We start from the raw sequence: 21264 nt of genomic DNA, 5'->3' as shown, positions 1-21264 counted from the left end.
ATTTAACTCTCTGAGTAGTTCGTGCCTCGCTATGCGTTGGCGTTTCCCGTCTCAGTGGGGTCGCATTATAGGGAGATCCGAAAACAGATCAACCCTTTTTTGAAGAAAACTTGAAATAAAGTGCTGTTCGCTGAGTATTTGAGCTAAACGCTCAAAAACACAACTAAACTACCATTATTAATAGGTTCATAGAGCTATCTGAAATGAAAGTTGTGGCAACTACTAACGGGTAGAGACATATTTCGATCATCGATCCGGAAAAAACAACCAATAGAGCAAGAGTCGTATTCCTATAATCATTTAAATTAATCAAAAGCTGAGAATTAAATTGATCAGCCTATGTTTAATAATAGTTTTACATATTTTAGGAGGAAGTTTACTTAGGCCGTAATGGTTAACTTTACTCTGAGGTTCTTAGTACCGGTATATTTATAAGAGTACGCACGTTATATCTTTTAATCAGCTCTATAAGTAGAAACTTCGTTAGGGATTGCTCTAATTGTAGCTCAATTCGCGGCGGTATTATTAATAGCTGTAAATCACAATATATAGTGGAAATGCTCTTTAACTAGAATCTGATAGGCTATTTTGAATGAATGGTAAATAAAGAGTAATTAGGTAGAGCTATTAAAGCAGCTGTCAAAACAACTTATCAATTCAGAATCTATGAGTCATTGCCCATAATAGAAAGTAATTACTGGTTCATATAGTTTGACAAATTTTAGGCAAGAAAAAGCCGAGCATAGGCTCGGCTTTTAGGTTTCTTTAAGACTTACTCTGCAGACTGTGCGTCTTCTTGAACTGCTTCGCTAGTCGCTGGGCGACCAACTAGTTCAATATAAGCCATTGGTGCATTATCACCAGTACGGAAGCCACACTTAAGAATACGAGTGTAACCACCTGGACGATCCGCGTTACGTGGACCGATTTCACTGAATAATTTACCAACAACTTCATTATCACGCGTGCGAGCAAACGCTAAACGGCGATTTGCTACACTGTCAGTCTTAGCCAGTGTGATTAAAGGTTCAATTACACGACGTAACTCTTTCGCTTTAGGCAAAGTAGTTTTGATGATTTCATGTTTCACCAAAGAACCTGCCATATTGCTAAACATCGCTTTACGATGGCTACTGTTACGGTTTAATTGACGACCACTCTTACGATGGCGCATGACCCTATCCTTCTAACTAAACTAATATAGTGATTTAGATTATTCAGCTAAACTTGCAGGTGGCCAATTTTCTAGGCGCATGCCCAGAGAAAGTCCACGTGAAGCTAGCACGTCTTTAATTTCAGTTAGAGACTTCTTACCTAAATTAGGTGTTTTAAGAAGCTCAACTTCAGTGCGCTGAACTAAATCACCGATATATTGAATTTGCTCGGCTTTCAAACAATTTGCTGAGCGTACTGTTAATTCAAGGTCATCAACTGGACGAAGTAGAATAGGATCGAATTCTGGCTTCTCTTCTTTCTCTTCTGGCTCAGTTACATCACGTAAATCTACGAATGCATCTAATTGCTCAGCTAAGATAGTAGACGCACGGCGGATCGCTTCTTCTGGATCTAAAGTGCCGTTTGTTTCCATATCAATGATTAACTTGTCTAAATCTGTACGTTGCTCAACTCGAGCTGATTCAACCGAGTACGCAATACGTTCAACTGGGCTAAATGATGCATCAAGCAACAATCTACCAATTGGACGCTCATCGTCATCAGAGGATAAACGACTAGATGCCGGCACATAACCACGACCACGTTCAACACGAATACGCATGCTGATCTCGCTGTTATTTGTAGTTAAATTACAAATAACGTGATCTGGATTAGCAATTGTTACATCGCCATCGTGCTGAATATCAGCCGCAGTAACAGGGCCTACACCAGATTTAGTCAGGGTCAGAAAAACTTCATCTTTGCCTTCTAACGTTACTGCTAAACCTTTAAGGTTTAATAGTATTTCAATGATGTCTTCTTGAACGCCTTCTTTCGCGCTGTACTCATGTAATACACCGTCGATTTCAACTTCAGTTACTGCACATCCAGGCATAGATGAAAGTAATATACGGCGTAAAGCATTACCCAGAGTATGGCCAAAGCCACGCTCTAATGGTTCTAAAACTATTTTAGAACGCGTTGGGTTGATAGCGTCGATGTCGACTAACCTTGGTTTTAGAAATTCTGTAACAGAACCCTGCATTTTATCCTCTCTTAACTCTTAACTTTACTTAGAGTAAAGTTCGACGATTAGTTGTTCATTAATGTCCGCAGACAGGTCTGAACGCTCAGGTAGACGCTTAAAGCTGCCTTCCAATTTCTTACCGTCAACTTCAACCCAAGTCGGCTTTTCACGTTGCTCAGCCAACTCTAGAGCAGCGATGATACGTGCTTGTGTCTTAGACTTCTCACGGATTACAACAGTATCTTCTGGAGTAATTACGTATGAAGGAATGTTCACAACACGACCATTAACTAAAATCGCTTTATGGCTTACTAACTGACGTGCTTCTGCACGTGTGCTAGCAAAACCCATGCGATATACAACATTGTCTAAACGTTGCTCTAAAAGCTGTAACAAGTTTTCACCTGTATTACCTTTAAGGCGAGCAGCTTCTTTGTAGTAGTTACGGAATTGCTTTTCTAATACACCGTATATACGACGTACTTTTTGCTTTTCACGTAATTGTAAACCGTAATCAGATAAACGACCTTTACGGGCGCCGTGCTGACCAGGTGCAGTCTCAAGTTTACACTTAGAGTCGATAGCTCTTACGCCGCTCTTAAGGAACAGGTCAGTACCTTCACGACGACTCAGCTTGAGCTTAGGGCCCAAATATCTTGCCATGTTATTTCTCCTAACCTATTGTTAAACGCGACGTTTCTTCGGTGGACGACAACCATTATGTGGTATAGGCGTCACGTCAGTAATGTTGGTAATACGGTAACCAGCAGCATTCAAAGCACGTACAGCAGATTCACGACCTGGACCTGGACCTTTGATGAAAACTTCTAGATTTTTTAAACCGTATTCTTGAGCAGCAGTACCTGCACGCTCTGCAGCAACCTGAGCAGCAAATGGTGTAGATTTACGTGAACCACGGAAACCTGAACCACCGGCAGTAGCCCATGATAGTGCATTACCTTGACGGTCGGTAATCGTTACAATAGTGTTGTTGAAAGACGCATGAACATGAGCCATACCATCAGCAACTTGTTTTTTAACCTTTTTACGACGAATTGGTGTCTTAGCCATAATACTATCCCCTTATCGCTTAATAGGCTTACGAGGACCCTTGCGGGTGCGCGCGTTAGTCTTAGTTCTTTGACCACGTAGTGGTAAAGAGCGACGGTGACGTAGGCCACGATAACAACCAAGGTCCATAAGGCGCTTGATATTTAAAGTAACTTCACGACGAAGATCACCTTCAACAGTGTACTTGCCAACTGCATCACGCAGTACGTCAAGAATTTCGTCTGAAAGTTCACCGATTTTTGTGGTTTCGGCGATACCAGTCGCTACTAAGATAGCCTTAGAGCGAGTCTTACCTATGCCATAAATAGCTGTTAAACCAATAACTGCATGTTTATGATCAGGGACGTTAATGCCAGCAATACGGGCCACTAACACATCTCCTATATTCGAATTTGGTAATCATCTGTTTGAAAAGCCCGTAAGGATACTCAAACGAAGACCAAATTACTACTAAAAACACAGGCCGAGAGAACTCAGCCTGCACGCTGTTTACTTAACCTTGCCTTTGCTTATGCTTAGGCTCACTGCAAATTACGCGTACTACACCAGCACGTTTAATAACTTTACAGTTACGGCATATTTTCTTAACGGAAGCACGTACTTTCATTGCTCAACTCCGTAAACTGACCTTATCGACCGTAGCCTTTAAGGTTCGCTTTTTTCAGCACAGAATCATACTGATGAGACATCAGGTGAGTCTGTACTTGTGCCATAAAGTCCATGATCACTACAACGATAATCAAAACTGATGTACCGCCGAAGTAGAATGGCGTTTGCCACGCCATCGTCATGAATTCAGGCACCAGACAGATAAAGGTTATATACAAAGCACCTGCCAATGTCAGGCGTGTCATCACTTTATCAATGTATTTAGATGTCTGCTCACCTGGACGAATACCTGGGATAAATGCGCCAGATTTCTTAAGGTTATCTGCTGTTTCACGTGGGTTAAAAACCAACGCTGTGTAGAAAAAGCAGAAGAAGATAATAGCCGCAGCTAAAACAAGTGAGTACAACGGTTGACCTGGGGTCAACGTAGTAGCAACAGCTTGTAATACATCAGCGACTGGACCTTCACCTTGGCCGAACCAGCTAGCAATTGTACCAGGGAACAGAATTATACTGCTAGCGAAGATTGGTGGAATAACACCCGCCATATTTACTTTTAGTGGTAAATGCGTGCTTTGAGCAGCAAATACTTGACGACCTTGTTGGCGTTTAGCGTAGTTAACAACAATACGACGTTGTCCACGTTCGAAAAACACTACAAGATAAGTAACAGCGAATACGATTACCGCAACCATCAACAGTACAAAAACATTCAAATCACCTTGGCGCGCCATTTCGACTGTCGAACCAATAGCAGACGGCAAGTTAGCTACAATACCAACAAATATTAGAACAGAGATACCGTTACCGATACCGCGCTCTGTTATTTGTTCACCCAACCACATAAGGAACATAGTACCAGTTACTAAACTCACCACTGCGGTGAAATAGAAACCCATACCAGGGTTAACAACTAACCCCTCCATCATGCCCGGTAAGCTAGAAGCAATACCGATTGATTGAATAGTAGCTAGCACAAGCGTGCCATAGCGTGTGTACTGGCTAATTTTTTTACGCCCTTGCTCACCTTCTTTCTTAAGCTCTATAAACGGAGGATACATATGCGTTAATAGTTGCGTAATAATCGAAGCCGAGATATACGGCATAATACCCAGTGCTAACACTGAAGCTCGCTCAAGTGCACCACCACTGAACATGTTGAACATCTCAACAATGGTGCCCTTTTGTTGCTCGAAGAAATCGGCAAGTACAGCGGCGTCAATCCCAGGGATCGGCACAAATGAACCTAGACGGTAAATTATGATAGCACCCAATACGAAGAGTAATCGGCGCTTCAATTCCGAAAGTCCACCTTGTGCACTTTTTGTATCTTGACCTGGTTTAGCCATTAGTACTTCCTTAGTCTTCTACCTTGCCTCCGGCAGCTTCAATAGCTTCGCGAGCACCTTTAGAGGCTTTAAGGCCTTTAACGGTAACAGCGCGTGAAACTTCGCCAGATTTAACAACTTTAACGAAAAGAACGTTCTTTTTAACTAGACCAGCTGCTTGTAACGCGCTTAGGTCTACCACATCGCCTTCTACTTTAGCGATTTCAAAAAGGTTTATTTCTGCAGATACTAAAGATTTGCGAGAAGTAAAACCAAATTTAGGTAGACGACGTTGCATAGGCATTTGACCGCCTTCAAAACCAACGCGTACTTTGCCGCCAGAACGTGATTTTTGACCTTTGTGACCACGGCCGCCAGTCTTACCTAGACCAGAACCGATACCACGACCAACACGTTTTGGAGCAGTTTTTGAACCTGCAGCAGGTGAAAGTGTATTCAAATGCATCGAATTAACCCTCTACCTTAACCATGTAAGAAACCTTGTTTATCATACCACGTACACATGCTGTGTCTTCTAACTCAACAGTGTGGTTGATACGACGTAAACCAAGACCGCGTAATGTAGCTTTATGTTTCGGTAAACGACCGATAGAGCTTTTTACTTGTGTTACTTTTACAGTTTGATTTGCCATGGTTACCCCAGTATTTCGTCTACGCGAAGGCCACGTTTAGCAGCGATTGACTGTGGAGAATTCATATTCTCAAGAGCCGAAATCGTTGCACGTACCACGTTGATCGGGTTAGTAGAACCGTAACATTTAGAAAGTACGTTCTGCACACCAGTAACTTCTAGTACTGCACGCATAGCACCACCTGCAATGATACCAGTACCTTCAGATGCTGGTTTCATGAACACTAGTGAGCCAGCATGACGTCCCTTAACAGGATGCTGTAATGTGTTGCCATTTAGGTCTACGTTGATCATGTTACGACGTGCTTTTTCCATTGCTTTTTGAATAGCAGCTGGAACTTCACGTGCTTTACCATAACCGAAACCTACTTTACCTGCGCCATCACCAACTACAGTTAGTGCAGTAAAGCTAAAGATACGACCACCTTTAACTACTTTAGACACACGGTTCACCGCGATTAGCTTTTCAGCTAGATCAGGCTGTTGTTGCTTTGCTTCTACGTTAGCCATAGTCTACTCCTAGAATTGCAAACCGGCTTCACGCGCAGCATCAGCTAGCGCCTTCACACGGCCGTGATATTTAAAGCCACTGCGATCAAAAGCAATCTTTTCGATGCCTTTGTCAGCCGCACGTTCAGCAACCGCTTTGCCAACTGCTTGCGCAGCTTCAACGTTACCGGTGCCTTTAACTGTTTCGCTAATAGCCTTTTCAACAGTAGAAGCAGCAGCCAGTACATTACCCTCAGCATTTACTACTTGAGCGTATATGTGACGTGGCGTGCGGTGGATAACAAGACGCGTTGTGCCTTGTTCAATATAATTTCTACGAGTGCGTTTAGCACGACGTAGACGAGCTGTTTTTTTATCCATCGTCTTACCTTACTTCTTCTTAGCCTCTTTACGGCGTACATTCTCATCTGAATAACGAACACCCTTACCTTTATAAGGCTCAGGTTTACGGTATGCACGAATGTTAGCAGCTGTTTGACCAACTAACTGCTTGTCTACGCCCTTAACTAGAACTTCTGTTTGGCTTGGAGTTTCAATCGTAATTCCTTCAGGAACTGCGAAATTAACTGGGTGTGAGAAGCCAAGAGTTAAATCTAATGTTTTACCCTTAGCTGCAGCACGGTAACCCACGCCTACTAACTGAAGTTTCTTCTCGTAACCTTCATGCGTACCAACAACCATGTTGTTGATTAGAGCGCGAGCAGTACCTGCTTGAGCCCATGCATTAGCTACGCCATCACGAGGTAAAGTAGTAATAACGTTGTCATTAACTTGTACTTCAACAGCGTTGTTGATAGTACGAGTAAGTTCACCGTTTTTGCCTTTAACTGTGATTTCCTGGCCTTTTAATGTAACTTCTACACCGGCAGGAACAGTAATTGGTGCCTTTGCTATGCGAGACATAGTTCCCCTCCGATTAAGCTACAAAACCAATGATTTCACCACCAACACCAGCACTACGTGCTGTGCGGTCTGTCATTAGGCCTTTAGAAGTTGATACGATAGCGATACCAAGACCACCCATTACCTTAGGTAATTGGTCACGTTTCTTATAGATACGTAGACCAGGGCGACTTACACGCTGGATATTTTCAATTACAGCTTTGCCTTCGAAGTACTTCAACTCGATAGAAAGCTCAGGTTTAGTTTCACCGTTAACGGCGAAATCTACGATATAACCTTCGTCTTTTAGTACTTTAGCTAATGCTACTTTCAGCTTTGAAGTTGGCATCGTTACAGATACTTTCTTCGCTGATTGACCGTTACGAATTCGTGTAAACAAATCCGCGATAGGATCTTGCAAGCTCATAGTCTTACTCCCATGATTCTATTACCAGCTAGCCTTTTTAAGGCCAGGAATTTCACCGCGCATAGCTGCTTCGCGAACTTTAATACGGCTCATGCCGAATTTGCGAAGGAAACCATGTGGGCGGCCCGTAATGTTACAACGATTACGTTGACGTGCAGGGCTAGAATCACGAGGTAAAGCTTGTAGCTTAAGTACCGCGTCCCAACGATCATCTTCAGATGTGTTAACATCACTGATGATAGCTTTTAGTGCCGCGCGCTTTTCAGCGAACTGAGCAACTAGTTTTGTGCGCTTTGCTTCGCGCGCTTTCATAGAATTCTTTGCCATAACCCTACCCTTATTTCTTAAATGGGAAGTTAAACGCTTCTAACAACGCACGGCCTTCCTCATCAGATTTCGCAGAAGTAGTGATAGTAATATCCATACCGCGTACACGGTCTACTTTATCGTAATCGATTTCTGGGAAGATGATTTGTTCACGTACGCCCATGCTGTAGTTGCCACGTCCATCAAAAGACTTAGCACTTACGCCACGGAAGTCACGAATACGTGGGATAGCGATTGATACCAAACGCTCAAAAAAGTCCCACATACGCTCGCCGCGTAGGGTTACTTTACAACCAATCGGGTAACCTTCACGCACTTTGAAGCCAGCAACAGATTTGCGTGCTTTAGTGATTAGAGGTTTCTGACCAGAGATTGCTGCTAGATCCGCTACTGCGTTATCTAAAATCTTCTTGTCAGCTAGGGCTTCGCCCACGCCCATATTCAATGTGATCTTTTCGATCTGAGGGACTTGCATGACAGAGCTGAAACCAAACTTCTCTTGAAGTTCCGCAACTACTTTGTCTTTATATACTTCATGCAGTTTCGCCATCATTCTACTCCAACTATTAGATAGTTTTACCAGTAGATTTAAAGATACGTAATTTCTTACCATCTTCAATCTTGAAACCTACACGATCAGCTTTACTCGTTTCCGAGTTGAAGATCGCAACGTTTGATGCATCCATAGATGCTTCTTTCTCAACAATGCCGCCAGCTTGGTTCAATTGTGGAACCGGCTTTTGGTGTTTCTTGATCAAGTTTATGCCTTCGACAAAGATTCGACCAGATTCAGTAACAACTGAAAGCACTTTTCCGCGCTTACCTTTGTCTTTACCTGCTAGTACGATTACTTCGTCATCACGACGTATTTTTGCTGCCATGATTGGCTCCTTACAGTACTTCTGGGGCTAGTGAAACGATTTTCATGAACTTATCATTACGAAGTTCGCGAGTCACAGGGCCGAAAATACGTGTACCAATTGGCTGCAAGTTATCATTTAAGATAACAGCCGCGTTGCTGTCAAAACGGATCAAAGAACCATCTGGACGGCGAACACCTTTTCTGGTACGCACAACTACCGCGTTTTTAACATCACCTTTCTTCACTTTACCGCGAGGAATAGCTTCTTTTACAGAAACTTTAATGATGTCGCCAATCGCTGCGTAGCGACGGTGTGAACCACCAAGGACTTTTATACACTGCACTTTGCGAGCGCCGCTGTTATCAGCAACTTCCAGCTGAGTTTGCATTTGGATCATGTTAATGACCTCCGGTGTAGTAATTACAACGTGTCTAAAATTCGTTTAAAAATCAGACATTTCGATTAAATCCCAATCAAAAAACAAACGAGTTGTCTCTTAAGGGCGGGCAATTGTACCAGCATTGAGGGGGTAGTGATAGGTTATTTTTTAATTAATTTAGAGCGTACGGTTATTAAAGTTGAGTAATTACGGCTATGTAGCTATTTTACAGGTGGTTACAAAACAAACAAAGCACTATATAAGTGCCTTGTTTGTTTTGACTATAGATGATTAACCGAATAAACCTTTTAATTTATCTTTAATCTTATCCTTTGCTTTGTCTTTGGCTTTTTCTTTTGCCTCATCAACCTTCTGCTTAGCTTCATCTTTAAGCGCATTGCCTACATCAAGCTTTATACCAACATCGTGGAAAGGCCCTTTTATACGTAGTGGTATTTTAAAACCAGTGCTGTCATCAGTGGTTCCCTGTCCTTCGATTGATCCAACTATGCCTGTAACCAAACGGTAATTAACTGTTGTTTGTGGTAAATCAACATCGCCTTCACCTGATATTCTAACGAGTGGGCTAATAAGTGATAAATCAGTATTTTTACCAACACCATTAGTAAAGTTAAAACTTCCAGTTAGTGCAGAGAAATCTGTTTGCTCTGATTCTTCAAACCCAGTATCCAGCCCTTCAGACGCAGCACCAAAGTTCCCTGAAATGAGTTCCTTACCTTTACGAACCATCTCAGCTATATTCGCACCTTTTACGGCTCCATCAGCAAACTCAAATCCAAGTTTTCCGTTAAGCGCACCAATAAATGACTTTTGACTTTGGCCAGTTGTGTTTAGGTTCCAATTTAAAGACCCCTTACCCATTAGCTTGTCAAAACCTGCCGCATCAGTTAATAAAGGCTGTGCATCTATACCAGCTAAGTCAAAGTTAGTTGATATTTTATAAGGTACTTGTTGTGCGTTTACATTGATAACGCCTTTACCTGACCCTTCATAAGCAGAAAAGCTATCTAGGCTTAGTTTTGCAATGCTATTTTTTAAAGCAACAGTAAATTGATTTGCGCCCAACTTAATATCGTTAGCTTTTAATCCACTTGAACGAATAACTACATTCGCATCTAGTGAATTTAACGCACTTAGATCAATTTTAGTGTCATCCCATACTATTGGCTCTGCAGGCTTATCATTTTGCTCTACTGGCTCTTCTTGTTTTGCTACTGCTTCAGGTAGGTACGGGTTTAAATCAAGCATACCTAAATCAATATCAGCATTTACAGCTAAACGCTTACCTAGGTTAAGCTCGCTCTTACCTTTTATTTCCAATGCGTCTAACGTCGCAACTAAATCTTCTAAATTAAATTTCTCACCTGCTAGGTGCATTTTACCGTTTACACTAAATGCGTTAAAAGCATTGTCTTTAGCGTTTAACTCTACACCTTGCCATTTTGCAATACTTTTAACAGACTCACCGCTTAGTGATAACTGACCTTTAATATCTTGTCCTTGCCCCGCGATGCTCCCTTCGAACGTTAGATCAACTAAACGAGAATCTAAGGTTTGTTTAACATTAAAAGTAGCACCTTCAATTGCTTTAGCAGGAGTATCTAATTTTATATCAAGCTCAAAACGCTCCTGCATATAAGTAATACCCCCTTTTACTTCTAATGTTTTACGAAGTGATGGAAGTAAAATAGCGAGTTCTAAATCACTAATTTGTTGCTTAGCACCTGTTAGACCATCTAAATAAGTAAATGTGCCGCCATAAATAGCGACCTCGCCTAACTCAATATCAAAGTTATCTGGAAGCTTTATAGCTTCACCTGATTGGCTTTGCTCTTTAGGTTGCTCTGCAACTGCATCAAACAACTGCCAATTAGCTTTACCATTTTTGTCAGTTTCTAATAGGATATTTGGTTCATTTATAACAAACTTATCTAATTTAAACTCACCACCAAATAATGAAAACCAAGGTATGTGTACAGCAAGCTGTTTCATACTCGCCATATCGGCGCGCGAACCTGATTCCATATTTGCAAAATGCACGTCGTTAAGTTCTAACTTTAATGCAGGGAATACGCTAAGTGTTTTATCACCTTTAATAGTAAGAGTGCGTCCAGTTGTTTGTTCTACCTGCTCAGACACTTTATTAAAAATAGTATCAGTAGGGATTAAAAACGGTGCGGCAACAATTAGTGCTATACATAGTAAAAGTATTACACCTACAATTTTAAGTAAGGTTTTCATGATCGTCCTTTCAAACGTGCAAATAATGTTCTTATCATAGCGAGTGTTAGCCTTAAAATCATTGTAGTTGATGTAAAAAAGCCACTAAAACTACTTTACCTGTTCTATATGAATCTTTCCTGAAACATTTTGATACCTTTAGGTTACAAATAAATATTGCGCCATCGATACCTCTAGGTTGCATTGATACCTAGAGGTTACAAAAAATACTCAATACAATTACAGGATGATTACTATGAAACAACAAGATATAAAAACAGAAGAACAATTTATGAGACATAATATACGGTTTTGTATAAGCGCTGGCGTAGTTTGTTTACTTCTCAGTGTTTACTCACTAACTAACCATAATATAGAAGGGATGATAATTGTTGGAATGAGCGTTTTATTTTATATGGTTGTAACCGCTATTTTTATGATTAAAGCAGGCTTTCCGCTAAAAATGTATTTTAAATACGCTTATAAAGATGAGTTTCTAAACACCATTGACATTAATCCTATAAACATACAAGTTGTGCATTTGGGGTTTGCCTTCTTGGTGTTTTGTATAATAACGATTCAATACCTAGCGAGGTTTCGCATGCAAATATGGCAATATTTTACTTAGGTATTATGCTCTTAGTATATGGAATATCAACCCTTTGGCAAAGCCGTGATTAGGAGTCAAAGTGCAAAATAACATAGCAAAATTTCGTAAAGAGGCCGGGCTTTCACAGCAAGAACTTGCTGATGCTATTAACGTGTCGCGCAAAACAATAAGTACCGTAGAAACAAACCGGTTTACGCCGTCGGTAATAATTGCTCTAAAAATAGCAAAGCATTTTAATACCTCAGTTGAAAGCCTCTTTGTACTGGATGAAAATGATTGATACATGTTAAAGCATTAGTCTCATTTTATTAGCAAAAATACCGATTTAGTCACTTCAATTACAACGTATGGAGGACAGCGCTGTTGTTATTAGCGTAATTGCGCTAAAATAGACCAGCAAAAAAATATATATCTAAACCGGAGATTCTACAAGGCATGAAAAAACTGCTAATTTCACCGTCAAAAATGACGCTAGGCGAACAAGAAAATCAAATCTATCAGAACATTCTGAAGCAATCTTCAGAGTTAAGCCTTAACCTTATGGCCGTGAAAGTAGAAAACCACCCTGATGATTTTTTACCTTGGTGTTACGAATTGCTAAGTGCAAGCAGAGATCGTATGAACTACGATTTGCTAGAGCCACAGCAGTTACCAGTACTTAAGAAGCTACACGATCAGCTTATTTCAGCTATCAGCTTTTTACAGGTTAAAACTTTACGTATTGCTCCGTGGCCTGTTGTAAGTGTATTTGTAGAACAACACAAAGACGTTATTGCACTTGATGAACAGCTTCGTTTGGTAGACTACATCAAAAGCATTCGTGAACAGTCTCTTAAAGATATGATTCCTGAAGACTTACTTGCGTTTAGCGGTAAGCACATGGCATCACTTGATCCAAGCACATACAACTTTGACGTTGAATGGTTTGCATCTACAAAAAGTGCAAAGAGCTTCCATCAAATGCTTGGTGATTTACCAGGTGCTTTTGACGATGCACTAGTGAATATTCCACTTGAAGGTGATATTACTCAATACGAATATCAACAATTTGTTGTTGCTTATTCAAAAATATTCACCGACAACAACGAAAAACCAACACTTGCGCCTGCAACACGACTGCTTGCAATGCGTCGCCCTGATTTATTTACTCCGATTACAAATAATCGATTAGATGCATTATGTGGTGCCCTTGGTGTTTCTAAACTTAAAAATAGTGATTTTGAGCGTTACTGGCAAGATATCGTAAAAGGTATTCAAGCTATGTCATGGTACAAAATGGCTAAACCTAGTAATGAGTTAGAAGAACAATTGGTTGCTATTAAAGCATTAATTCCATGTTTCTTTCACTACGCTGATGCTAAAACACCAGATAACTCTAACTACATTAAACTGCTAACCAAGCCTAAACGTACTACAACTACAACAGGTAAAACTCAGCGTAGAGGTAAAGAGTCTGCAGAAATTCTAGTAGACCGTGCACTTGCTGCTGACGATATTCCTGAGCATATTCGCAGTAAACGTGATTCAATTGTGAGTGAAGTACAAAAAGGTCGCAGCGTAAACGAAACAATTAGCCTTATGCGCACTATATTCGGTTAAAATCTTCTAATTTAGCCGTACTTTTATGGTGCGGCTAGGTTAATTTATGCACCAGCAATGTGCGCAACATCTTCCTTCATGTTATATCCCCATCCTATTCATAAAATTCAAGCTCATGTTTTTAATAAATAAAAAATAATTTTTAATAAAAAATAATGAAGCTGGCACATACAGTGCAATTATCCCGTTAGTTAAACAATAAAAAGCCGTCAGCCTAAAGGTTCCGATTACATAATAAAAACCTTGGCGAGCAAAAATCATATAACGGGAAATGGACATGCTAAAACTAAAAAAAACCATCGCTATCAGTGCTATAGCATTAATGGGCGCAACATCTTTAACGTCAACAGCCGTACATGCTGAAGTAACTGCTAATGCAGCGGCAACATCAAACTACTTATGGCGTGGTCAAGAGCAAACTGGGGGCGATGCAGCTATTTCAGGCGGTATTGATTACGCCAATGAATCGGGCTTTTATGCAGGTACTTGGGCTTCAAATGCATCGTGGGCAGATGAAATGACCTATGAACTTGACTTATATGCAGGCTTTGGTGGCGACATTAACGAAAGTGTTAGCTACGATGTTGGTTATATTTATTACGCTTACCCAGACGCAGCCTCTGAAGCAGACGCAGATTTCTCTGAAATTTACGGTAGTCTCAGCATTGAAAGCTTTACGTTTGGTGCTTCAATTCTAGCAACAACAGATGCTAGCGGTGATGGTACTGACTTTGGTGATTCATTATATCTTAACGCCGATTACGCCTTTCCGATTGGTAGTAACGGCACTGAAATGGCACTGCATATAGGTCATTATTCAGGTGACTTTATTGGCGATAGTAATATTCTTGATTACGGCGTATCAATTTCAAAAGATGGTTTTACTTTTGGATTATCTGATACAGATATCGATGATATTAAAGTATATGTAGGCTACGCTGTAGACTTTACTTTATAAAAAATGTGTTACTTGCTGCAACACGAAGGGCCTTTTGGCCCTTTTCTTGTTTTATAGCTATTTAGCTTTAAATGGTACCTTATTACATTGTACTTCGACTGTTTTAGGGTACCAAGCTGGGCCGATTTGATTCACAACCACCTCAGCTAAACCATTAGCAAACGATTTATACGTATGAACGCTTTGCCATTCACCTTGTGGGCAATGTGTTGTTAAATCTAACGGCTCTGATCCCTCGTACAACGCAAGTGCAAAATTATGATGCCACTGTGAGCTTTTTAGCGTTTTATTGCTTACTTTGCTCTGTATACCGTTATCAAAGTAAATATTTGTACACCCCGTTAAAATAATCAGTGTGCAACCGGCTGCAAATAGCTTGATGCTCATAATGTCTCCCCTAGTATTTGCTCTTGGCACCACACTTTAATGGTATGGGGCGAGTATATTCCAAGCGTAATTAAACTCAGCGCTCCATCACTAAACGTTTGTTGTGACTGCATTTGAATAACCGGTGTATTTGAACATATTTGTTTTACGTCTACCCGCTGCTCACCCACTAATCCCCATAAATAAAATGGGCGGCTATCTTCGAAATTAGCTTGGCTCGTTATTTTTGCTGTTGCCTGTGGCTGAATGGTTACCGCAGAACAAGCACTGAGGCTTAATGCTATCGCCCCTATAATTAATGGTTTCATACTCTTCCTTATAAACTAAATACCAGTAAGGTAACTTTATAAGAGAACATAAAATATTAGCGTAAAAAGCTGTGGGGAATATGTAGAAACGCTATGAAGTTTTATACAGTTTATTACACATAAAGGCCGCATAAATGCGGCCCTTAAAGTAGTCAACTTAAGTGGTTAGTAAATAAATAGACGTTAGAATTTAGCTAAATTATTTTTACTGTCTTTGTCGACCAGCTTAATGTAAGGATCTACCCCCGCAAATAATGGTTTTTCTTTTACTTTAAGCTCAATAGTATTGGTACCAGATACTATTTGATGCTTTTTCGAGTAAATAACAAAGTCTTCAGCTAGTAAGTTTTCAGGGTCGTCGCTAAACAATGCAATATCAACTAGCTCATCGAGCGGCTGTTCAGTTTCTTCACCTTGGCCATCCGCACGCTGTTTAACGGCTTCTACGCTAAGTGTTACAGTATAAAAACCTTCGCTATCAACATCATCGGTAACCGACACTTCTTTCATTTCAAGCTCATAAAGCGTTATATATTTAAACTGATCATCAATAAAGCTTTGTTCAGCTTGCGTTGCGTCTTGTTTTAAATAGCTAAGTAAATCAAGCGTAGTTGGGTATGGCGTTGACTGGTACTGAAATTCATTTAAAAATGCTTTGAGTGCATTGTTTAAACGTTTTTCACCTAAACGATCATAAATCGCCATCATCGCAACTGATCCTTTATTGTAATGAAGATATTGTTGCGACTGTGTTTTATATAGTGGCATTTCTTCAAAGGCTTCCCCTGTACGCCCTATTAAGTACCTATCAAGCTCATATTTTAAAAACTTACGTAGCTTCTCTGCGCCAAAGCGTTTTCTTAGCACCATTAGCGCACTGTATTGTGAAAGCGTTTCTGACATAACGGCACTGCCCTCTACATTAGCCGCCGATACTTGATGCCCCCACCACTGGTGCGCTACTTCATGTGCGGTAACATAGTAAGGGTAGTCAACTTTACTCTCATCTCTTAAGTCTGTAATAAACCCCATGCTTTCTGAGTAAGGGACTGTATTGGCAAAACTTTGTGCAAACGAGCGATACTTAGGAAATTCAATTATACGTAGCTGTTTATGCTGATACGGCCCAAATGCTTGTGTAAAGTAATCTATCGAGTCTTGTACTGACTCAATCATACGGTCAATATTCCATGCATGATTTTTGTGGTAATACACCTCAATATTTACCCCATTATGCTCAACCTTTTTACTTTCAAGCTCTGCCGAAAGCACCGCATAAAAGTTTAAAATAGGCGCATCCATTTCATAAACAAAAGTGCGGCGCCCGTCTTTTACACTTTCACTTTGTAAATACCCTGGGGTAATAGCAAATTGCGACTCGTCGGTTGTTACCGTTGCCTTAAAGTTAATAAACCCATTAGCTGCACCAAAATTACTTTGTGTATAGTACTGACTGTCTTCTAGCTTATGGGCACGTTCAAGTTCTGGTAAATCATGCTTACGGCGTTCAAATTTATCAGCTACCTGTAAACCACGGCTATAACCAAAGCTAGGGAGGAGTTCCAAGTTATTAATAAAAGTGCCATTGGCAACTAATTGTGTATCAGAACCTTGATCAGTAAAGCCTTTGTGATCGCGAGTAACCGACAGTTGCCCTTCTCTTATTTCGTTTGGCATAAGCGGTTGATCAAACTCAAACCATGCTGAATAAAGCGCTGGTAATTTTTCAACTATCTTACCGCCTGCCATGGCTACATCCCAACTTTTAGCGTGTTGAGGTGAGCTTATTAACACTCGCGTAATTGGCTCGTTAGAGGTATTAGTAAATTTAATTTTTGCCACAGCACTTAAAGCACGCTTTTTTGGATAAATATCAACAGTTAAGTCAACATCGGTCACCATAGGTAGTGCTAAGTCTTTGTATTGTGCAAACTGCTGCTCATAACTTATTTGCTTGTCTTGAAACTCATCGCTCGTAGTAAACTCGTTCAAAACTCTTGTGTTGTTATAAATATTGTAGCCTGCACCAACAAACACTAATGCACTAATAACCGCAATCGCTTGCCCTTTTAACGACATATTATAACGAAGCATAGACAGGCGTGTGCGCAGCGTTTGTGAAGGACCACGATGCCACAACGCAAACCCAACAATCGCTAAAACAAGGCTTAACGCGCCCCAATATAATATGTACCAATGCGCGCCTTGTAAAAAGTGCCCATAACCATTTATATCAGAATACGGTACACTACTGCTTTGAGAAAAATGATACATATGGTGCTCAAACCCATAAGAACCCATCACTTTTTGCGCTATGTAATACAAAATAAACAAACCCATTCCTACATATTTATTCGGGCTAATAATCTGCAAAAAGAAGGCAAGTACCGTCAGCATAATCAACGGTAAAATCGATAAATAAACAATCCTAAATAAATACTGTCCTAGCTCTAAATTAAATTGACCTTTAAATAACTGAACTGTAATTGTGAGTATCATTCCCACTAGAAACAACCCAGAAATAGCGGCGATTAAAGCCAGTATTTTTGACACCCAAAAAACACTATTATGCACCGGAAAGCTGTCAACAATATCGCCCATGCCACTTTGTCGCTCTCGCCATACAAGCTCAGCACTATAAAAAGCGATAATAACAAACAAAAATAAACCGGAAATACCACTAATAATATTGACCATATTCTGAGTTAAAGGCCAGTTAGTAGTGCCATAAGCACCAATAGGCGCAAACAAAGGAATCATAAGCGTTACAATGCTTACACCCGCTAAAATCATAAATGGCGCGCTAAATATAACTTGTTTAAGTTCGAATATACTGCGCATTATTAGCTGAGATTTAGTACTAACCCCCGCTGATTTATAATTTTTAGCACTATTGATAAGTGCAGCTTGTTTATTTTGTACAAAAGCAGAGACTTTAAATTGCTTCTTCTGTTTTTTAGTTACTATGCGATTGCTTAGCTTTCCAAGGCCAAAAAACATTGCAACACTGATTGCCACCCACAATATACGGTTAACTAAAAGGTCACCTGTGAGCGTTAGCACTTCTGTGTTTTTATCATTTACAGTCCAATAACGTGTTAAATCAATTAACGAACCAGAGCCAAATGGGTCGGCGTAAACAACAATATTTCTAAATGCTAAATCATCAAAGTAAACGCCGGCAATTTGATAGGCTATAAAAATCACAACAGCTGCTACATACACCGACATCATGGTTTTAAAATAGACCGCTACACTATTAAAAATAGCCGAAAGCACCAGTAAACTTGGCACTGCTAAATAAAGATAAGGCGCAGCGTAGTACATTAGCTTATTAGGACCAATCAATTCGCCATCGAGCCAGCCAACTAATAAACCAAATTGCGACCCTAAAAACACACCCAATGGCACGCTTAAAAATACAATAAGTACAACTAAGTAAGAACCAAAAAAACGCCCTGCTTGATAAGGCACAGGATTAACAGGCTTACTAAAAACCAGCTCATCCATTTTGCTTTCACTGTTGCGAATAGCAGAGCTGGCAACAAAGTTAACCACTAAAAACATAGCGAGTGTACAAAATGTAACGGTTAAAAGCATAATAGAGAAAGGCGAGTTCATATGAACATTCGCCCCACCTAACGGGAACTTACTACTAGAGCTTATAAAAAACGCCATAAAAAAGAAGATTAATGAGGTCACATAAAACGAAGGCTGACGCGCGAAATAACGCAGCTCAAACGCGAGCATATTAAAAAACATAACGCCTCCTTATGCTACTTGGCTGTTACGATGATTAAGCAGAGTAGAAAAATACACATCTTCTAAATTTGCATTACTTGCTTCAAACCCTTGTGGGGCTTGCTCTGCTATTACATGTAAAATTGTTTTCCCTGCAAATAGGCGCTTAGAAATAACCGGTAATTGTGGCTCAAGTTCTTGCGCTTCTTCTTGGCTCATGGCTTTGCGCCAAATTTGGCCTTGGAGCTTATCGGTAAGCGCTATTGGGTTACCTTCTAGTAAAATCTTACCGCCAGCCAACACCGCCATGTTTGGGCAAAGCTCTGCTACATCTTCAACGATGTGGGTCGATAATATAACTACTTTTTGCTCACCTAAGCTTACTAATAAGTTATGAAAACGATTACGCTCCTCAGGATCTAGCCCCGCTGTTGGCTCATCAACTATTAGTAAATCAGGGTCACCCAGTAATGCCTGTGCAATACCAAAACGCTGGCGCATACCGCCCGAAAAGCCACTGACCGCTTTTGAGCGATGTTGATATAAATTAGTGTGCGCAAGTAATCCTTCAACCGACTCTTTACGCTCTGCTTTATTATGAATACCCTTTAAAACAGCCATATGGTCCAGTAAGTCGTAAGCACTAACACGCGGGTACACACCAAAATCTTGTGGTAAGTAACCTAAGCGTTGGCGCAGTGCCTGTGGGTCTTTAAATACATCAATGCCATCAAAAGTAATTGAACCTGAATCAGCCGACTGCAGCGTTGCAATGGTACGCATAAGCGATGATTTACCTGCGCCATTTGGCCCAAGCAATCCAAACATCCCTTTACCGATAGATAAATCAACACCTTGTAGTGCATGTACGCCGTTATCGTAGGTTTTAGATAACCCAGTTATTGATAGCATTTTTACTTCCTTGAATATGAGTAATTATTTTTATAATGTTTTATATCACAAGAAAAACAGGAACATAAGTTACTTGTTAGTCAAATTTGTAACAACAAATAAACATAATTTAAACTCATAACACTTGCCTGCACTGTATTCACTCGGTATAAAAACCACATATACTTTTTATAAGAAGCGAAAAGCCATGCAAGATCACCAAAGCCAACCATTAAACGACTTTATAGAATATCCACATGAAGAAATGCTAAATCGTGCTAACGAGTTTTTACAAACCAGCCAACGCCGCCATAGCATTCGCAGCTTTAGCGATCGCCCAGTACCAAAAAATATTATTGAGACATGTATAAAGGCAGCAGGTACAGCACCTAGTGGAGCGAATCATCAGCCTTGGCATTTTGTGGCTATAAACAGCAGTGATGTAAAAAAACAAATAAGAGAAGCCGCCGAAAAATTAGAGCGATCTTTTTACGAAGGACGAGCAGGTGAAGAATGGTTAGATGCGCTAAAACCGTTAGGGACCGACGCCAATAAACCTTATTTAGAGCATGCACCTTGGCTTATAGCTGTATTTAGTCAAAAAAAGGGCGGCGTAAGCACCGATGATAAAAATACCAATTACTATGTGCACGAATCGGTTGGGTTAGCTACCGGCTTTTTAATTCAAGCTTTGCACCGCAGTGGTTTGGCAACCCTTACTCATACTCCAAAGCCAATGAGCTTTTTAACCGACATATGTGGTCGCGATAGAGATAATGAACGCCCATACATGCTACTTATTGCAGGCTACCCAAGTGATGATGCAACAATACCTACTCATGCACTGGATAAAAAATCACTCGATGAAATAGCTACGTTTATTTAGTATTTTCTTGTCGGCAAAACCACTCATATAGTAAAGCAATGATCGACTCAACTTTTGGGTCGGTCAACGAGTAATAAATAGTGTGCCCTTCTCTGCGAGTAGCAACCATATCTGCCTTGCGTAAACTTGCTAAATGCTGAGATAACGCTGACTGTGCTAAAGGTACATTTTTATTTAGCTCACCTACACTTTGCTCACCTTGTAATAAACTACATAAAATCATTAAGCGATTTTTGTTAGCCATTAATTTTAAAAACTGTTCGGCTTGCTCTGCGTTGACAGCTAGTTGTTCAATATTCATTTTTATTGTTTCTCTTTTTGATACCTTTTTAAGTATAGACTTTTACATTAGTAGGTTCTAATATAATTAACATTAGACCTTACTAATATTAAGGCAATCACAAAATTAACGA

The 21264-nt window shown here is 40.3% G+C and carries 28 protein-coding genes; 5 read left to right on the top strand and 23 right to left on the bottom strand.

The features are described from left to right. Positions 1-772: 772 nt before the first annotated feature. The 18 genes from rplQ to I6F42_RS15045 form a co-directional block, all read right to left on the bottom strand. Positions 773-1174 carry a 50S ribosomal protein L17 gene (gene rplQ / locus I6F42_RS15130; protein ID WP_002959450.1) on the bottom strand — a complete coding sequence of 134 codons (402 nt, stop codon included), beginning with the start codon at positions 1172-1174 and terminating at the stop codon, positions 773-775. A 39-nt stretch (positions 1175-1213) separates the two neighbouring features. Beyond that, the gene (locus I6F42_RS15125; RefSeq protein WP_002959452.1) at positions 1214-2200 is read right to left on the bottom strand and encodes a DNA-directed RNA polymerase subunit alpha; all 987 of its coding nucleotides are present in this window, start codon (positions 2198-2200) and stop codon (positions 1214-1216) included. Between the two features lie 24 nt (positions 2201-2224). Further along, the gene (gene rpsD, locus I6F42_RS15120) at positions 2225-2845 is read right to left on the bottom strand and encodes a 30S ribosomal protein S4 (protein WP_002959461.1); all 621 of its coding nucleotides are present in this window, start codon (positions 2843-2845) and stop codon (positions 2225-2227) included. Between the two features lie 21 nt (positions 2846-2866). Next, a complete protein-coding gene (gene rpsK / locus I6F42_RS15115) occupies positions 2867-3253 on the bottom strand; it encodes a 30S ribosomal protein S11 (protein ID WP_002959471.1) in 387 nt (128 codons plus the stop codon). A gap of 12 nt (positions 3254-3265) precedes the next feature. Then, positions 3266-3622, bottom strand: coding sequence for a 30S ribosomal protein S13 (gene rpsM / locus I6F42_RS15110; protein ID WP_007584664.1), 357 nt, complete (start codon positions 3620-3622; stop codon positions 3266-3268). A 124-nt stretch (positions 3623-3746) separates the two neighbouring features. Further along, the gene (gene rpmJ / locus I6F42_RS15105) at positions 3747-3860 is read right to left on the bottom strand and encodes a 50S ribosomal protein L36 (protein ID WP_002959476.1); all 114 of its coding nucleotides are present in this window, start codon (positions 3858-3860) and stop codon (positions 3747-3749) included. A 22-nt stretch (positions 3861-3882) separates the two neighbouring features. Continuing rightward, positions 3883-5211, bottom strand: coding sequence for a preprotein translocase subunit SecY (gene secY / locus I6F42_RS15100; protein WP_007584663.1), 1329 nt, complete (start codon positions 5209-5211; stop codon positions 3883-3885). Between the two features lie 10 nt (positions 5212-5221). Further along, complete coding sequence (gene rplO, locus I6F42_RS15095) at positions 5222-5656, bottom strand: 50S ribosomal protein L15 (RefSeq protein ID WP_002959480.1); 435 nt, start codon at positions 5654-5656, stop codon at positions 5222-5224. 4 nt (positions 5657-5660) lie between these two features. Then, positions 5661-5843 (bottom strand): 50S ribosomal protein L30, encoded by a 183-nt coding sequence (rpmD, locus tag I6F42_RS15090; RefSeq protein WP_002959482.1) that lies wholly within the window; start codon positions 5841-5843, stop codon positions 5661-5663. A gap of 2 nt (positions 5844-5845) precedes the next feature. Beyond that, positions 5846-6352 (bottom strand): 30S ribosomal protein S5, encoded by a 507-nt coding sequence (rpsE, locus tag I6F42_RS15085; RefSeq protein ID WP_002959485.1) that lies wholly within the window; start codon positions 6350-6352, stop codon positions 5846-5848. A 9-nt stretch (positions 6353-6361) separates the two neighbouring features. Next, entirely contained in the window at positions 6362-6712 is a 351-nt protein-coding gene (gene rplR, locus I6F42_RS15080; protein WP_002959486.1) for a 50S ribosomal protein L18, read from the bottom strand. Positions 6713-6721: 9 nt separating this feature from the next. Further along, positions 6722-7255 (bottom strand): 50S ribosomal protein L6, encoded by a 534-nt coding sequence (gene rplF / locus I6F42_RS15075; RefSeq protein ID WP_002959488.1) that lies wholly within the window; start codon positions 7253-7255, stop codon positions 6722-6724. 13 nt (positions 7256-7268) lie between these two features. After that, complete coding sequence (gene rpsH, locus I6F42_RS15070; RefSeq protein ID WP_007584660.1) at positions 7269-7661, bottom strand: 30S ribosomal protein S8; 393 nt, start codon at positions 7659-7661, stop codon at positions 7269-7271. A gap of 21 nt (positions 7662-7682) precedes the next feature. Next, positions 7683-7988, bottom strand: coding sequence for a 30S ribosomal protein S14 (gene rpsN / locus I6F42_RS15065; protein WP_010554914.1), 306 nt, complete (start codon positions 7986-7988; stop codon positions 7683-7685). A gap of 10 nt (positions 7989-7998) precedes the next feature. Further along, positions 7999-8538, bottom strand: coding sequence for a 50S ribosomal protein L5 (rplE, locus tag I6F42_RS15060; protein ID WP_010554915.1), 540 nt, complete (start codon positions 8536-8538; stop codon positions 7999-8001). Positions 8539-8554: 16 nt separating this feature from the next. Continuing rightward, the gene (rplX, locus tag I6F42_RS15055; protein ID WP_002959496.1) at positions 8555-8869 is read right to left on the bottom strand and encodes a 50S ribosomal protein L24; all 315 of its coding nucleotides are present in this window, start codon (positions 8867-8869) and stop codon (positions 8555-8557) included. Between the two features lie 10 nt (positions 8870-8879). After that, the gene (gene rplN / locus I6F42_RS15050; RefSeq protein WP_002959498.1) at positions 8880-9248 is read right to left on the bottom strand and encodes a 50S ribosomal protein L14; all 369 of its coding nucleotides are present in this window, start codon (positions 9246-9248) and stop codon (positions 8880-8882) included. A 273-nt stretch (positions 9249-9521) separates the two neighbouring features. Beyond that, complete coding sequence (locus tag I6F42_RS15045; RefSeq protein WP_197152668.1) at positions 9522-11492, bottom strand: AsmA family protein; 1971 nt, start codon at positions 11490-11492, stop codon at positions 9522-9524. Between the two features lie 235 nt (positions 11493-11727). On the opposite strand from I6F42_RS15045, the gene I6F42_RS15040 reads away from it, so the two are divergent. The 4 genes from I6F42_RS15040 to I6F42_RS15025 all read left to right on the top strand — a co-directional run bounded on the left by I6F42_RS15040 (position 11728) and on the right by I6F42_RS15025 (position 14638). Continuing rightward, positions 11728-12099, top strand: coding sequence for a hypothetical protein (locus I6F42_RS15040; RefSeq protein WP_010554917.1), 372 nt, complete (start codon positions 11728-11730; stop codon positions 12097-12099). A gap of 61 nt (positions 12100-12160) precedes the next feature. Next, entirely contained in the window at positions 12161-12361 is a 201-nt protein-coding gene (locus I6F42_RS15035) for a helix-turn-helix transcriptional regulator (protein ID WP_010554918.1), read from the top strand. Positions 12362-12516: 155 nt separating this feature from the next. Beyond that, positions 12517-13680 carry a hypothetical protein gene (locus tag I6F42_RS15030; RefSeq protein WP_010554919.1) on the top strand — a complete coding sequence of 388 codons (1164 nt, stop codon included), beginning with the start codon at positions 12517-12519 and terminating at the stop codon, positions 13678-13680. A gap of 277 nt (positions 13681-13957) precedes the next feature. After that, entirely contained in the window at positions 13958-14638 is a 681-nt protein-coding gene (locus I6F42_RS15025; protein ID WP_197152666.1) for a TorF family putative porin, read from the top strand. Between the two features lie 57 nt (positions 14639-14695). Here the strand turns inward: I6F42_RS15025 and I6F42_RS15020 are convergent, their stop codons facing one another. The 4 genes from I6F42_RS15020 to I6F42_RS15005 form a co-directional block, all read right to left on the bottom strand. Continuing rightward, complete coding sequence (locus I6F42_RS15020) at positions 14696-15025, bottom strand: Bor/Iss family lipoprotein (RefSeq protein ID WP_010554921.1); 330 nt, start codon at positions 15023-15025, stop codon at positions 14696-14698. Next, on the bottom strand, positions 15022-15333 hold the full coding sequence (locus tag I6F42_RS15015) for a Bor family protein (protein WP_101163388.1): 312 nt from the start codon (positions 15331-15333) through the stop codon (positions 15022-15024). Before I6F42_RS15015 ends, I6F42_RS15020 begins: the two co-directional genes overlap by 4 nt. 183 nt (positions 15334-15516) lie before the next feature. After that, positions 15517-19095 (bottom strand): M1 family aminopeptidase, encoded by a 3579-nt coding sequence (locus tag I6F42_RS15010; RefSeq protein ID WP_197152664.1) that lies wholly within the window; start codon positions 19093-19095, stop codon positions 15517-15519. 9 nt (positions 19096-19104) lie between these two features. After that, positions 19105-19986 carry an ABC transporter ATP-binding protein gene (locus I6F42_RS15005; RefSeq protein ID WP_007584623.1) on the bottom strand — a complete coding sequence of 294 codons (882 nt, stop codon included), beginning with the start codon at positions 19984-19986 and terminating at the stop codon, positions 19105-19107. A gap of 187 nt (positions 19987-20173) precedes the next feature. Here I6F42_RS15005 and I6F42_RS15000 point away from each other — a divergent pair, with 187 nt between their 5' ends. Next, positions 20174-20851, top strand: a complete 678-nt coding sequence (locus I6F42_RS15000; RefSeq protein WP_010554925.1) for a nitroreductase family protein — start codon at positions 20174-20176, stop codon at positions 20849-20851. On the opposite strand, the gene I6F42_RS14995 is transcribed toward I6F42_RS15000, so the two are convergent. After that, on the bottom strand, positions 20844-21152 hold the full coding sequence (locus I6F42_RS14995; RefSeq protein WP_010554926.1) for a helix-turn-helix transcriptional regulator: 309 nt from the start codon (positions 21150-21152) through the stop codon (positions 20844-20846). The genes I6F42_RS15000 and I6F42_RS14995 overlap by 8 nt on opposite strands. Between the last annotated feature and the right edge of the window lie 112 nt (positions 21153-21264).

The organism is Pseudoalteromonas sp. SWYJZ12, from assembly GCF_015864395.1.
Taxonomy (GTDB): domain Bacteria; phylum Pseudomonadota; class Gammaproteobacteria; order Enterobacterales; family Alteromonadaceae; genus Pseudoalteromonas; species Pseudoalteromonas arctica.
The sequence above is the reverse complement of the archived record's forward strand: the minus strand, read 5'-3'. Positions and strand labels throughout refer to the sequence as shown.

What these genes read in the sequence shown, in the direction of transcription:
- I6F42_RS15005 (WP_007584623.1), bottom strand. Translation starts at nt 19,986, where the DNA reads ATGCTATCAATAACTGGGTTATCTAAAACCTACGATAACGGCGTACAT.
- rpsD (WP_002959461.1), bottom strand. Translation starts at nt 2,845, where the DNA reads ATGGCAAGATATTTGGGCCCTAAGCTCAAGCTGAGTCGTCGTGAAGGT.
- rplX (WP_002959496.1), bottom strand. Translation starts at nt 8,869, where the DNA reads ATGGCAGCAAAAATACGTCGTGATGACGAAGTAATCGTACTAGCAGGT.
- I6F42_RS15030 (WP_010554919.1), top strand. Translation starts at nt 12,517, where the DNA reads ATGAAAAAACTGCTAATTTCACCGTCAAAAATGACGCTAGGCGAACAA.
- rplN (WP_002959498.1), bottom strand. Translation starts at nt 9,248, where the DNA reads ATGATCCAAATGCAAACTCAGCTGGAAGTTGCTGATAACAGCGGCGCT.
- rpsH (WP_007584660.1), bottom strand. Translation starts at nt 7,661, where the DNA reads ATGAGCTTGCAAGATCCTATCGCGGATTTGTTTACACGAATTCGTAAC.
- rplF (WP_002959488.1), bottom strand. Translation starts at nt 7,255, where the DNA reads ATGTCTCGCATAGCAAAGGCACCAATTACTGTTCCTGCCGGTGTAGAA.
- rplQ (WP_002959450.1), bottom strand. Translation starts at nt 1,174, where the DNA reads ATGCGCCATCGTAAGAGTGGTCGTCAATTAAACCGTAACAGTAGCCAT.
- secY (WP_007584663.1), bottom strand. Translation starts at nt 5,211, where the DNA reads ATGGCTAAACCAGGTCAAGATACAAAAAGTGCACAAGGTGGACTTTCG.
- rpsK (WP_002959471.1), bottom strand. Translation starts at nt 3,253, where the DNA reads ATGGCTAAGACACCAATTCGTCGTAAAAAGGTTAAAAAACAAGTTGCT.
- rplE (WP_010554915.1), bottom strand. Translation starts at nt 8,538, where the DNA reads ATGGCGAAACTGCATGAAGTATATAAAGACAAAGTAGTTGCGGAACTT.
- I6F42_RS15020 (WP_010554921.1), bottom strand. Translation starts at nt 15,025, where the DNA reads ATGAGCATCAAGCTATTTGCAGCCGGTTGCACACTGATTATTTTAACG.
- I6F42_RS15015 (WP_101163388.1), bottom strand. Translation starts at nt 15,333, where the DNA reads ATGAAACCATTAATTATAGGGGCGATAGCATTAAGCCTCAGTGCTTGT.
- I6F42_RS14995 (WP_010554926.1), bottom strand. Translation starts at nt 21,152, where the DNA reads ATGAATATTGAACAACTAGCTGTCAACGCAGAGCAAGCCGAACAGTTT.
- rplO (WP_002959480.1), bottom strand. Translation starts at nt 5,656, where the DNA reads ATGCATTTGAATACACTTTCACCTGCTGCAGGTTCAAAAACTGCTCCA.
- rpsE (WP_002959485.1), bottom strand. Translation starts at nt 6,352, where the DNA reads ATGGCTAACGTAGAAGCAAAGCAACAACAGCCTGATCTAGCTGAAAAG.
- rpmJ (WP_002959476.1), bottom strand. Translation starts at nt 3,860, where the DNA reads ATGAAAGTACGTGCTTCCGTTAAGAAAATATGCCGTAACTGTAAAGTT.
- rplR (WP_002959486.1), bottom strand. Translation starts at nt 6,712, where the DNA reads ATGGATAAAAAAACAGCTCGTCTACGTCGTGCTAAACGCACTCGTAGA.
- I6F42_RS15000 (WP_010554925.1), top strand. Translation starts at nt 20,174, where the DNA reads ATGCAAGATCACCAAAGCCAACCATTAAACGACTTTATAGAATATCCA.
- rpmD (WP_002959482.1), bottom strand. Translation starts at nt 5,843, where the DNA reads ATGGCAAATCAAACTGTAAAAGTAACACAAGTAAAAAGCTCTATCGGT.
- I6F42_RS15045 (WP_197152668.1), bottom strand. Translation starts at nt 11,492, where the DNA reads ATGAAAACCTTACTTAAAATTGTAGGTGTAATACTTTTACTATGTATA.
- I6F42_RS15025 (WP_197152666.1), top strand. Translation starts at nt 13,958, where the DNA reads ATGCTAAAACTAAAAAAAACCATCGCTATCAGTGCTATAGCATTAATG.
- I6F42_RS15010 (WP_197152664.1), bottom strand. Translation starts at nt 19,095, where the DNA reads ATGTTTTTTAATATGCTCGCGTTTGAGCTGCGTTATTTCGCGCGTCAG.
- I6F42_RS15125 (WP_002959452.1), bottom strand. Translation starts at nt 2,200, where the DNA reads ATGCAGGGTTCTGTTACAGAATTTCTAAAACCAAGGTTAGTCGACATC.
- rpsN (WP_010554914.1), bottom strand. Translation starts at nt 7,988, where the DNA reads ATGGCAAAGAATTCTATGAAAGCGCGCGAAGCAAAGCGCACAAAACTA.
- I6F42_RS15040 (WP_010554917.1), top strand. Translation starts at nt 11,728, where the DNA reads ATGAAACAACAAGATATAAAAACAGAAGAACAATTTATGAGACATAAT.